Below are 12,189 nucleotides of genomic sequence, written 5' to 3' on the forward strand. Positions count from 1 at the left end.
TCGTGTTGGAAGCGGGGACGAAGCGCGTGAACACAGCGACTTTGAGCATGCCGGCATCGGAGGCGAACGTCAGCGGTGCACTGCTGGTTGGCAGCATGCCGCTGGCCGATTCCGCTGCAGTCTTCACGTTTGCAGCGCAACATCTCGGTCGCCATCTCAGGCGCATCCCGGACGGCGAGACGGGCAGCCGGATCAATTGGACGCAATGGCAGGTAGGCGTGTTCAAAGCGGTCGATGCGCTCGAGTCGGAGATGTTCGACGCGGGCTATCTGCGCCGACCAAAGTTCCGGATAAAGGCCGGGAAGAGCGCAGGGGATATCGTCTTCCCTCCGCTTGGTTACGCGAGCGCAGCGCGAGAATCCTATAGGACCTTCAGAGCGCTGAAGCGATCCGGGGTAATTGCAGACCGGACCCGATTTCAAGTCTGCCTACCGACACCGGTTGCGCCGGTGACGATCTTCGTCTTCCCGGAATTCCAGCGAGCTATCGAGCCTCTTTATGAGGCGGCGATGCTCCACGAGCTGGATGCAATCGTGGCGTACATTCCGCCGAACGAACTTGCTATTCAGTGGGACACTGCGATCGAGTTCGCGATCCTCGAAGGCGTGTTGCCGCACTCATTCGACCACCCGGAAACGGACTTGATCGCGCGGCTGATCCGCCTTGGCAACAGCGTGCCGCTTCCCGTCGAACTCGGCTTCCACCTCTGCTACGGTGACAGCGGTGGCCGGCATTTCAAGGAACCGGCCGACGCATCGAAGCTTGTTGCGGTCACGAACGGCATTTTGAACGGTCTTACCCGATCTCTCGATTGGCTGCACCTTCCAGTGCCGAAGGAGCGCGCGGACGAAGCATATTTCGCGCCACTGAAGAAGCTCGCTATCGAAGCGCGGACGGAACTTTATCTTGGCCTCGTCCATGCGGCGGACGGCGTCGCAGGAACGCAGGCGCGCATCGCTGCCGCGCGCAACTTCGCGCCGCGCTTTGGCGTTGCGACCGAATGCGGTTGTGGCCGCCGCATACCCGAAACGCTGCCTGAACTCATGGCCATTCACGCGGCTGTCAGCTCACCCATCGACTAACAAGGAGTGAGACATGCATTACGGCGAGCCCCCTACCACCGCTATTGTCAAGCCAACATGGCTGGCGTTGCTCCTCAGCCTCTCAATCGTTATTGCCTACTTCGGTTTCATTCTGATGGTGGCGCTGGCAAAGCCGCTGCTCGGCACAATGATCGTTCCCGGCGTCAGTCTTGCTTTGGTCCTCGCCGCGGGTCTCTTACTATTTTGCATCTTGGCCAGCTCCATTTTTGTGATCATCGAAAATCGTAAGACGGGTAAGGGGGAAACGCCATGAGCAATGCGGGGCTGGCACCTCTAAACACGACCACCATTGTGGTTTTTGGATTGTTTATGATCCTAACGCTGTCGATCACGCTCTGGGCGATGCGACGCACGCGTACAAAGGAGGATTTCTTTGTTGCCGGACGCTCCGTGACCGCCGGGCAGAACGGTCTGGCGCTTGCCGGCGACTTCATGGGTGCGGCGACTTTGCTTGGCGTCGTTGGCTTGGTCTCGTTGCGCGGATTCGACGGCTTGATATACGCGGTTGGCGGTCTCGTCGGCTGGCCGATCCTAGTGATGCTGATCGCAGAACCCATGCGTCGCATCGGGCGCTTCACGCTTGCCGACGTCGTCTCCGCTCGTCTCGAACAGCGCCCTATTCGTCTTGCTATTAGCATTACAACGCTTTTGCTCGTGCCTTGCTACCTGATTGCGCAGTTGATCGGAGCCGGAGGTCTAATTCGATTGATATTCGGTCTCGATGACAATACCGCCATCGTCACAGTCGGCGTGATCATGGTCGTCTATGTGTTGTTTGGAGGAATGATCGCGACGACATGGGTGCAGATCATTAAGGCAGTACTGCTTTTGATGGCCGGCGCCTGTCTAGCTGTCCTGGTTCTCACCCGGTATGGATTCGATCCGATCGGACCTTTCCGAGAGGCCTCTGCTCGCTATGGAGATGCCATCCTCGCTCCCGGTGCAATGATAAGTTCGCCTTGGGAAGGCCTTTCCCTTGCTATGGGACTGATGTTCGGCCTTATCGGGCTGCCGCACGTCGTGATGCGCTTCTTCACAGTCCCCGATGCGCGGGCGGCTCGAAACTCTGTCTTCTATGCGACCATCTGGATTGGCCTCTTCCTGCTCGTAACTTTCGTGCTTGGATACGGCTGCCTCGCGATAGTAGGGCGCGAGGCTGTTGCGAAGGCCGACCCAAGTGGAAACATGGCTACGCTGATCCTGGCTTCTGAGATCGGCGGGCCGATCATGCTCGGCTTTGTCGGCGCCGTCACATTCGCAACGATTTTGGCCTTGGTCGCAGGCCTTACCTTGTCCGCAAGCGCCAGTGTGGCCCATGACCTGTGGAACGGCGTCATTTGTCGCGGTAGCGCGAGCGAAAGGGGCCAGATCGCCGTAGCGCGCGTGACCGTACTCATTCTATGTGCCGTGGCTGTCACGCTCGCTATCACACTGCGCCAGCAGAACGTTATTTTTCTAACGGGCCTAACGTTTGCGATCGCCGCATCGGCAAACTTTCCCGCACTCGTTCTGGCGTTGTTCTGGCGCGGTCTGACAACAGCGGGGGCCGCTATCAGCATCCTGTTCGGCGCGGTAGCAACGCTGGTTCTGATCTACGGATCGCCGTCGATTCAGGTTGACGTCCTGAAGTCGCCTCAGGATGTCTGGTTTCCGCTGCGCAACCCAGGTCTCGTGTCAATTCCCGCCTCCTTCCTAGTTGCGATCATTGTTTCATGGTGCCAGCGCGCCCGGGAAACCGTTCCGACACGCGCGGGACCTCACGCAGCCGACCTGGTTGAGCGAGACGGTTCACCCGCCTAATTACTGGAGACTGATAGATGCGCCTAGCGGGCAAAACCGCACTCATAGTCGGCGGTACGACCGGCATAGGATTCGCAGCAGCGCGCTTGATGATCGCCGAAGGCGCTCGAGTTGCCATTTGCGGCCAAGAGGCCGAGCGCCTCAGGGAGGCTTCGGCGGCTTTGGGTGAACAAGCCAAGGCATTTCGCGCCGATCTGCGAAGCGTTCCCGAGATTAGAGGCCTGGCTGAAGACGTTGGTCGTTGGACCGATCGACTGGATATCCTCTTCCTCAATGCCGGAATAAGTCGCCCAGGTGAATTCAATGGCGTCGACGAGGCATTTTTCGAGGACCACTTTGCCATCAACGTCAAAGGTCCCTTTTTTGTGTTTCAGCAAATGTTGGGACTTTTAGGGTCAAACGCGAGCGTTGTGATTACCACCTCTTGCCTCGATGAGATGGGCCGACCCGGAATGTCGGTGTACGCTGCGACGAAAGCAGCGCTTAGGTCCCTTGTGCGAACACTAGGCGCCGAGTTGGTCGGACGCGGCATACGCGTCAATGCAGTGGCCCCCGGACCGATCGACAGCGGCATTCACGCAAAGATGGGTATTCACGGGGACGCTTTGGTGCGATTGCGGGAGAAAATCGCGCAAGACGTTCCAATGCAGCGCCTCGGTGTGCCGTTGGAGATCGCTGAGGCCGTATTGTTCTTGGCGAGTGACGCATCTTCGTTCGTGACAGGACATGAACTGGTCGTCGATGGTGGCTGGAGCGAGTTTTGAAAGCAGGCATCGAGGGCCGGATCCGGATTGATTTGACATGCATCGAATTGTAAGCGCGAAAGCAGAGCTTCTCGAGCTCCGTCTCGACAAGCCTGTCGGGGGATCAGGTGTCGCACAGGTTGACGTCGTTATTGTCGACATCAGCGATGAGGAAGGAAGAACCGGTCTCGGCTTTACCTACGCTCTCGGTGGCGGAGGAAACGTAGTATTGGAATGTGCGCGCACTCAACTCGACAAGATCGTGTGCGGACAGCAGCTCGTACATCCCAGCGCGTTGTGGGGGACCGTGGCCTCAACATTCAATCGGACGGGATATGGGCCAAATCTCGTTGCCTTGGCGGCAATCGACCTTGCTGCATGGGATCTGTACAGCAAGAGATTGGAGGTACCTCTTGCTTCCGCGCTTGGTGGCGTTCCTCGGCCGATACGGCTGTATGGAAGCGGAGGATTTACAGCGACTCAAACCGCTATTGAAGCGGCGCATGTCGCAGACGGGTACGTCGAGCGGGGATTTCAGGCCGTCAAGCCACGCGTGCAGGGGAAGATTTCGCGCGATTCCGAGGTCCTGAGAGCTGTTCGCCATACAATCGGCGACAGCGTGGCGATGATGGTCGATGCTAACGAGAAATGTGATCTGGTCAGCGCAAAACAACTTCTACTCTTGGCTCTCGACCACAACGTTTCCTTTGTCGAAGAACCTTTGCCGGCGCAAGCCTTGTCTGCGTATCGCGCGCTCTCGGCGCATGCGCCCGTCGCGATCGCCACCGGAGAGCATCTGCAAACAGTTGCAGAGTTTTTGCCTTACTTCTGCGAAGGGCTGGCCGCCGTTGTTCAACCCGATCTGGCGATGATGGGCGGCATCACTCCGATCATGAAGCTTTGTACTCTTGCCGAGGCGTTTAACGTCGCTGTATCGCCGCACTTTCTGCCCGGCCTGTTCGTTCACGTTGCTGCCTCAAGTACCAGTATTCGGCAACTGGAGGATTTTCCCTTGATCGAGCCCCTTTTCGAAGGTTGGCCGACTTGTGACGCGCAAGGGCAGGTAACGCCCGGTACGGAATGTGGTCATGGTCTTCGGTTGCAGCGTTCGCGCCGTCAGTGACGAGCATCCTCATCGGATGGGAAATCCAGATTGCTCTGGTTGTTGTCCTTTGAGTTGAGGACAGACTGGGAAGCCCAGAGATGCGACGCTTTCTCCGCGAAGGAGCAGAGGAAGCAATCGTGTTATCTCCGACGGTTAAATGCCGGGAAATGGAAACTACGGTCCAAGGTGCGGACGGTATTTCAGCGATGCGTCCGCGCTCTGCAAAACAGACACGTGAATCAATCTGCCACGCCGTGCTTGCAGCCGTAGGAAATCGCTTATGATCCAGTTGTATATGTGGGGCACGCCGAATGGATACAAAGCGTCTATCATGTTGGAAGAGACGGGCCTTCCGTACGAGGTATGTCCGATAGACATCGGCAAAGGCGCGCAATTCGCTCCGGAGTTCCTGGAGATAAGCCCGAACAACAAGATTCCCGCTATCGTCGATCCCGACGGCCCAGACGGCGAGCCGATTAGCGTATTCGAATCGGGAGCGATCCTGCTTTACCTGGCTGAAAAGACGGGTCAGTTCTTCGCATCCGATATGCGCGGGCGATATTCTGTCTTGCAATGGCTCATGTTTCAAATGGGCGGTGTCGGACCAATGCTGGGTCAAGCGCATCATTTTAGACACTACGCAAAGGAGCAACATCCCTATTCGATCGACCGATACACACTGGAATCGGCACGTCTTTACGGAGTCATGAACCGGCGATTGGAGAAATCAGCCTATCTGGCTAGTGATAATTACAGTATCGCGGATATAGCGACTTTCCCGTGGGTCCGTCGCCACGAGAGGCACGGGCAGAAGCTCGAAGATTTCCCGCACGTGCACCGATGGTTCGATTCGATCAACGCGCGGCCGGCCGTTGTTCGAGGATTAAAACCACTGTCAGAGAGCGAGCAGCGCGGCATTCTTGCCGATGCTGGATCCCATGATTTGCTCTTTGGAAGCGGACAGTTCCCTCGCACCGATGCAATGTACGGCGGTTAGCCGGCCAGTGTTTCAACATATCGTGTTCCTCCCTGACTGTACCTGCCGTCCGCAAGGACGGCAGGCTTTTTTTACAAGTATGTCGTCCGGAGGGAAGTCAGGACTGGCTTTGCAAACGGCATCATTTCCTGCCGCGTGTATTGATGTGAGTTGTGAAAATGGCTGAGTTTGACGTCGATCTGTTTGTCATCGGGGGCGGTTCGGGCGGAGTTCGCGCCGCCCGCATCGCCGCCGGTCACGGCGCCAAGGTGATAGTCGCCGAAGAGTATCGGATGGGGGGCACCTGCGTGATCCGCGGCTGCGTGCCGAAGAAATTGTTCGTAATTGGCTCGCACGTTCAGCAAGAGATCGAGGATGCTGCCGGCTTCGGCTGGATCATTCCCGAGGTTAGGTTCGACTGGCCAACGTTGGTCAGGAACAAGGACAAGGAGATCGCCAGGCTTGAGGCGGCCTACACCACCAATGTGGAGAGGAGTGGCGCGCAGGTGGTCAAGTCGCGCGCGGTGTTCGAGGATACCCACACGCTGCGGCTCGCCACCGGCCAGACCGTAACTGCGAAATACGTGCTGATCGCCACCGGAGGCGCGCCCAATCACGGCGCGGCGATCCCCGGCATCGAACACGTGATCTCATCCGACGAGGCGTTCCATCTCCCTGAACTGCCGAAGCGGATAGTGATCCAGGGCGGCGGCTATATTGCGCTGGAATTCGCTGGCATCTTCGCCGGCTTCGGCGCCGTCGTCACCGTGATCTATCGCGGCGACAATATCCTGCGCGGCTTCGACGAGGACGTCCGCAAGCACGTCCGCGCCGAGATGGAAAAACAAGGCATCAACATCCTGACCGGCTGCACGATCGATAAGGTCGACAAGCACGGCCGCGAGTTCATCACGCATCTGTCGAACGGGTCGAGCATCGCCTGCGACAAGGTGATGTTTGCGATCGGCCGGCACCCCAACGTCGCCAATCTCGGGCTAGAGAAATCCGGCGTCGCCATCAACCCGAAGAACGGCGGCATTCAGGTCGACGGCTGGTCGAAGACGTCCATCGACAACATCTACGCGATCGGCGACGTCACCCACCGCGTTAACCTTACACCGGTCGCGATCCGCGAGGGACACGCCTTCGCCGACACCGTGTTCGGCAATCGGAACGTCGCTGTCGACCACGCCACCATCCCGACCGCCGTGTTCTCGCTGCCGGAAGTCGGCACCGTCGGCCTGACGGAGCAGGAGGCGCGCGCCCAGTTCAGCCAGGTCGACATCTACAAGGCCGTCTTCCGCCCGATCAAGGCGACGATGTCGGGCCGCGACACCCGCGTGCTGATGAAACTCGTGGTCGACTGCATCTCCGATCGCGTGCTCGGTTGCCACATTGTTGGCGACTCTGCGGCCGAGATCGTGCAGGCGGTCGCCATCGCCGTGAAGATGAAGGCGACCAAGGCCGATTTCGATGCGACCTTCGCGCTGCACCCGACGGCGGCCGAAGAGCTGGTGACTATGCGGACGCCATCGGCGCGCCACGTGCGGGAAGCGGCGGCGGAGTAACGTAGGCCGGGTTGGCGTCAGCCGGCATTTATGAGCGAAAGAAGTGGTGATTTAGCATCGGTGGAGTCGCGTTCGGTTCTGAAGCATTGGCGCTAGTCCGCAAGGGCGAGCAATTGATTTCACGAGTGCCGGGCAGGATCTGAAATTCGACGAGTGCGGAGGATTGTGTGCGTCGGGCGGAGCCAGCGATAAGTATGGCCGTCGGGATGCAGCGATCACCGCTGTCATGCTCTATCTGTCGCGTCGACGACTCCGGCGTCTAAAACAGCCGCCCATCGGGCGCCTGGTCGTTCCCGGCGATCGATTGGGGGTGGCGCCACTTGCGGGGGCGATCGTGGCCTGCGGAATGCCTCTGCTCCACGCCGTTGCATGGGTTTGCTGAGCATCGACCACCCGCAAAACGAACCGTCTTCGGAAGGAGACGATTACAAGATCGTCGGCAGAGCCCCGTCATTGAACGGAGTCAGAACGGAAAACCGTTTGAATTGAAGCGGATTCCGAGGCATGTCGTCCGGCGTCCCCGCCTCACGCTCCGATCGCGTTGCGTATCGCGGCAGCCACGGCGTCTGCAGCCTGCATCCCGTCGATGCTTCTCAGCACGCTCTTGGATCGATAATAGTCGACCAGTGGTGCGGTTTGCGCTTCATAGGCCTGCAACCTTAGCGCAAATGTCTCTGGGTTATCGTCGGCACGTTCTTTTCCGCCCTTGGCCTTGGCTTGTGAGGCCCGCGCCATGATCCGATCGATCAGGTCGTTCGCCACAACTTTAAGCTCAACCGCGGCGTCCAGGTTTTCGCCGCGATCTGCGAGAACCTTGTCCAGTGCAACGGCCTGAGAGACGGTACGCGGAAAGCCGTCCAGAACGTATCCGGTTTTGACATCTTCACCGTGCAGGCGTTCCGCAACGATACCAACGACGATCTCATCGGATACGAGTTCGCCCCGTTCCATGATGGATTCCACGACGTGGCCGATTGGGCTTTTCGATGCAACGGCAGCGCGCAGCATCTCCCCAGTAGACAGATGGGCAATCTTGAGGCGCGAGACGATTTGCGCTGCTTGCGTTCCCTTTCCAGATCCCGGTGCTCCCAGCAATACCAATCTCATTTCAAATTTCTCCCAATGACTGAAACGCGCAAAATGAACGGGCGGTCGCTTCGCTATCGATTTGGGTAGTGAGATTGTTTCCCCGCTCGTTCGATGGCCGCCACGATCAGCCGACGCGCTTCTTCCGGGCCGCCCCAGCCGATCAGCTTGACCCACTTCCCGGGCTCCAGGTCCTTGTAGTGCTCGAAGAAATGCTGGATCTGCTCGCGCGTAATGGTCGGTAGATCGTTGTAACTGTAAATACTCTCGTAACGCTTGGTCAGTCGGGGGACCGGGACGGCGATAATCTTCTCGTCCCCGCCACCGTCATCCTGCATCTTGAGGACGCCGATCGGACGAACGTTTATAACGGCCCCCGGTATGATCGGACGGGTGTTCGCCACTAGCACGTCTATCGGGTCGCCATCGTCAGACAGGGTGTGCGGCACAAAGCCATAGTTGCCTGGATAGCGCATCGGCGTGTGCAGAAACCTGTCGACCACAAGCGTTCCGGATGCCTTGTCCATCTCATACTTTATCGGTTCGCCGCCGATCGGAACCTCGATGATAACGTTGACGTCATCAGGTGGATTATGGCCGATATGGATCGCATCTATCTGCATATTTCCGGTCTCCCGATCCCGAGGTCATGTTGCTCGCGCCTGCACCTGCAGATAGGTGCGCGACAGAAAATCTGTCGCTGTGTCATCTGCGACTATTTCGACTGTTTGATTTGAAATCTGGACTATCCTGGCTGGCATGAATTGTATCGCGATACAGAAACGCGGGTGACCGATCAGTGATTTATTGGCCGCTTACATCGCCTTGACGATGCTCTCGGTCACCTTCTTGGCGTCGCCGAGCAGCATCATGGTGTTGTCGCGGTAGAACAGCGGATTGTCGATGCCGGCATAACCCGACGCCAGCGAGCGCTTGATGAACATCACGGTGCCGGCCTTCCAGACCTGCAACACCGGCATGCCGTAGATCGGCGAGGTCTTGTCGTCCTCGGCCGCCGGGTTGGTAACGTCGTTGGCGCCGATCACGAAGGCGATGTCGGCCTGGGCGAATTCGGAGTTGATGTCCTCGAGTTCGAACACCTCGTCATAGGGCACGTTGGCTTCCGCCAGCAGCACGTTCATGTGGCCGGGCATGCGGCCGGCGACCGGGTGAATCGCATACTTCACCTCGACGCCTTCCTTCTTCAGGATGTCGCCCATTTCGCGCAGCGCGTGCTGGGCCTGCGCCACCGCCATGCCGTAGCCGGGCACGATGATGACCTTCTGCGCATTCTTCATGATGAACGCCGCATCGTCGGCCGAGCCGAGTTTGACGGGCTTCTGTTCACCGCCGCCACCGCCGGCCACGGCGGTTTCGCCGCCGAAGCCGCCGAGGATGACCGAGATAAAGGACCGGTTCATGGCGTGGCACATGATGTAGGACAGGATCGCGCCGGAAGAGCCGACCAGCGCGCCGGTGATGATCAGCGCGGAGTTACCCAGCGTGAAGCCGATGCCGGCTGCGGCCCAGCCGGAATAGGAGTTCAGCATCGAGATCACGACCGGCATGTCGGCGCCGCCGATCGGGATGATCAGGAGCGCGCCGAGCACCAGCGCCAGGATCGTGATCAGCCAGAAGTCGAGCGCAGAGCCCGAGATCACCAGGCCGACGATGAAGAACACCAGCGCCAGCCCGAGCGCGATGTTGATGATGTGACGCGCCGGCAGGATGATCGGTGCGCCGCTCATGCGGCCCGACAATTTCAGGAACGCGATCACCGAGCCGGTAAACGTCAAGGCGCCGATCGCGACGCCGAGCGACATTTCGACCAGGCTCTGGGCGTGGATGTGCCCAGGCGTGCCGATGTCGAATGCCTCGGGCGCATAGAACGCGCCGGCGGCGACCAGCACCGCGGCCATGCCGACCAGCGAGTGGAACGCGGCGACCAGTTCCGGCATCGAGGTCATCGGCACCCGGCGCGCGATCACGGCGCCGATGCCGCCGCCGATGGCGATGCCGAGAATGACCAGGATCCAGGCAAGACCGTCCGCCGGCGGATGCGCCGCGAGCGTGGTCGCAACCGCGATCGCCATGCCGATCATGCCGAAGAAATTGCCCTGGCGCGACGAGGCGGGGCTGGACAACCCGCGCAGCGCCAGGATGAACAGGACGCCGGCGATGAGATAGAATACTGCGGCCAGATTGGCGTTCATCTAGAGGTCCCCATTGTCTTCGTCACCGCGAGGTGCGCGCCGATCGCTCTCATCTACTTGGCCTTCTTCTTGTACATCGCCAGCATGCGCTGGGTGACAAGGAAGCCGCCGAAAATATTCACGCAGGCGAAGATCAGCGCGATGAAGCCGAAGCCCCGCGCCCAGCCCGAGCCGCTCGAGATCATGCCGACACCGACCGCGAGCAGCGCGCCGACCACGATCACCGAAGAGATCGCATTCGTCACCGACATCAGCGGCGTATGCAGCGCCGGGGTCACCGACCAGACCACGAAATAGCCGACGAACACGGCGAGGACGAAAATCGAAAGCCGGAATACAAAGGGATCGACGACTTGGGCGAGGTGCTCCATGGCTTCTCTCCTTACGCTTTCGGCTGGAAGTTCGGGTGGATGACGGCGCCGTCCTTGGTCAGCGCGGTCGCCTTGACCAGATCGTCGTCCCAATTCACGGCGAGCGTCTTGTTCGCCTTGTCGATCAGGGTTTCGATGAAGTTGAACAAATTGCGTGCATACAGGCTCGAGGCGGATTGCGCGACGCGACCCGCCACGTTGGTATAGCCGACGATCTTGATGCCATCGATGTCCGCGACCTCACCGGCCCTGGCGCCTTCGACATTGCCGCCGCGTTCGACGGCAAGATCGACCAGCACCGAACCGGGCTTCATCGACTTCACCATCTCGGCGCTGACGAGCTTTGGCGCCGGCCGGCCCGGGATCAGGGCGGTCGTGATCACGATGTCCTGTTTCTTGATATGTTCGGCGGTGAGCGCGGCCTGCTTGGCCTGATACTCTTTCGACATTTCCTTGGCGTAGCCGCCGGCGGTCTGGGCGTTCTTGAATTCCTCGTCCTCGACCGCGAGAAATTTGGCGCCGAGCGATTCGACCTGTTCCTTGGTCGCCGGCCGCACGTCGGTTGCGGTGACGACCGCGCCAAGCCGGCGCGCGGTCGCAATCGCCTGCAGACCGGCAACGCCGACGCCCATCACGAAGACCTTTGCCGCCGGAATGGTGCCGGCCGCGGTCATCATCATCGGAAAAGCGCGGCCAAAAGCTTCCGCCGCCTCGATCACGGCGCGATAACCGGCGAGGTTGGCCTGGCTCGACAACACGTCCATCACCTGCGCGCGGGTGATGCGCGGCATCAATTCCATCGCAAACGCCGAGATGCCTGCATCCGCCATCGCCTTCAGCGCTGCGTCGTTGCCATAGGGATCCATGATGGCGATGACCAGCGCGCCGCGCTTGTATTGTGCAAGCTCCGAGGCCTCCGGCCGTTTCACCTTGATGATGATGTCGGCATCCTTGAGTGCATCCGCACTGACGGTGGCGCCGACCGCCGTGAAGTCTCCGTCCGGCAGGCCCGACTTGATGCCCGCGCCCGGTTCGATCGCGATATCGACGCCCAGCGCCTTGAACTTTTTCACGGTGTCGGGCGAAACGGCGACCCGCGGTTCCGACGGATCGATTTCCTTGGCAACGGCAATCTTCATGGGGCCTCCGGCGGCGCTGGAAATGCTGATTCAGGAACCCGCGGAAGCATTTGAGTCGCCGTAAAAATGCTGTTCCGATCGCTTA

The 12,189-nt window shown here is 59.6% G+C and carries 12 protein-coding genes; 7 read left to right on the forward strand and 5 right to left on the reverse strand.

The window, feature by feature from the left end:
- Positions 1 to 26 precede the first annotated feature (26 nt).
- The 7 genes from BLS26_RS23375 to gor all read left to right on the forward strand — a co-directional run bounded on the left by BLS26_RS23375 (position 27) and on the right by gor (position 7,295).
- Positions 27 to 1,082 carry a hypothetical protein gene (locus BLS26_RS23375; protein WP_197681270.1) on the forward strand — a complete coding sequence of 352 codons (1,056 nt, stop codon included), beginning with the start codon at positions 27 to 29 and terminating at the stop codon, positions 1,080 to 1,082.
- 13 nt (positions 1,083 to 1,095) lie between these two features.
- The gene (locus BLS26_RS23380; protein WP_092514936.1) at positions 1,096 to 1,356 is read left to right on the forward strand and encodes a DUF485 domain-containing protein; all 261 of its coding nucleotides are present in this window, start codon (positions 1,096 to 1,098) and stop codon (positions 1,354 to 1,356) included.
- Positions 1,353 to 2,903, forward strand: coding sequence for a sodium/solute symporter (locus BLS26_RS23385; RefSeq protein ID WP_092514938.1), 1,551 nt, complete (start codon positions 1,353 to 1,355; stop codon positions 2,901 to 2,903). Before BLS26_RS23380 ends, BLS26_RS23385 begins: the two co-directional genes overlap by 4 nt.
- A 17-nt stretch (positions 2,904 to 2,920) precedes the next feature.
- Positions 2,921 to 3,667 (forward strand): SDR family oxidoreductase, encoded by a 747-nt coding sequence (locus BLS26_RS23390; RefSeq protein WP_092514939.1) that lies wholly within the window; start codon positions 2,921 to 2,923, stop codon positions 3,665 to 3,667.
- Positions 3,668 to 3,704: 37 nt separating this feature from the next.
- A complete protein-coding gene (locus BLS26_RS23395) occupies positions 3,705 to 4,769 on the forward strand; it encodes a mandelate racemase/muconate lactonizing enzyme family protein (RefSeq protein WP_092514940.1) in 1,065 nt (354 codons plus the stop codon).
- Between the two features lie 262 nt (positions 4,770 to 5,031).
- Positions 5,032 to 5,748 (forward strand): glutathione binding-like protein, encoded by a 717-nt coding sequence (locus BLS26_RS23400; RefSeq protein WP_092514941.1) that lies wholly within the window; start codon positions 5,032 to 5,034, stop codon positions 5,746 to 5,748.
- A 158-nt stretch (positions 5,749 to 5,906) separates the two neighbouring features.
- Positions 5,907 to 7,295, forward strand: a complete 1,389-nt coding sequence (gene gor / locus BLS26_RS23405) for a glutathione-disulfide reductase (RefSeq protein WP_092518449.1) — start codon at positions 5,907 to 5,909, stop codon at positions 7,293 to 7,295.
- Between the two features lie 525 nt (positions 7,296 to 7,820).
- Here gor and BLS26_RS23410 read toward each other — a convergent pair.
- The 5 genes from BLS26_RS23410 to BLS26_RS23430 form a co-directional block, all read right to left on the reverse strand.
- A complete protein-coding gene (locus tag BLS26_RS23410) occupies positions 7,821 to 8,402 on the reverse strand; it encodes an adenylate kinase (RefSeq protein WP_092514942.1) in 582 nt (193 codons plus the stop codon).
- Positions 8,403 to 8,455: 53 nt separating this feature from the next.
- Complete coding sequence (ppa, locus tag BLS26_RS23415; RefSeq protein ID WP_092514943.1) at positions 8,456 to 9,004, reverse strand: inorganic diphosphatase; 549 nt, start codon at positions 9,002 to 9,004, stop codon at positions 8,456 to 8,458.
- 192 nt (positions 9,005 to 9,196) lie between these two features.
- On the reverse strand, positions 9,197 to 10,594 hold the full coding sequence (locus BLS26_RS23420) for an NAD(P)(+) transhydrogenase (Re/Si-specific) subunit beta (protein WP_092514944.1): 1,398 nt from the start codon (positions 10,592 to 10,594) through the stop codon (positions 9,197 to 9,199).
- Between the two features lie 53 nt (positions 10,595 to 10,647).
- Complete coding sequence (locus BLS26_RS23425) at positions 10,648 to 10,965, reverse strand: proton-translocating transhydrogenase family protein (RefSeq protein WP_092514946.1); 318 nt, start codon at positions 10,963 to 10,965, stop codon at positions 10,648 to 10,650.
- A gap of 11 nt (positions 10,966 to 10,976) precedes the next feature.
- The gene (locus BLS26_RS23430) at positions 10,977 to 12,104 is read right to left on the reverse strand and encodes a Re/Si-specific NAD(P)(+) transhydrogenase subunit alpha (RefSeq protein ID WP_092514953.1); all 1,128 of its coding nucleotides are present in this window, start codon (positions 12,102 to 12,104) and stop codon (positions 10,977 to 10,979) included.
- Positions 12,105 to 12,189: the final 85 nt, after the last annotated feature.

Source organism: Afipia sp. GAS231 (genome assembly GCF_900103365.1).
GTDB lineage: Bacteria > Pseudomonadota > Alphaproteobacteria > Rhizobiales > Xanthobacteraceae > Bradyrhizobium.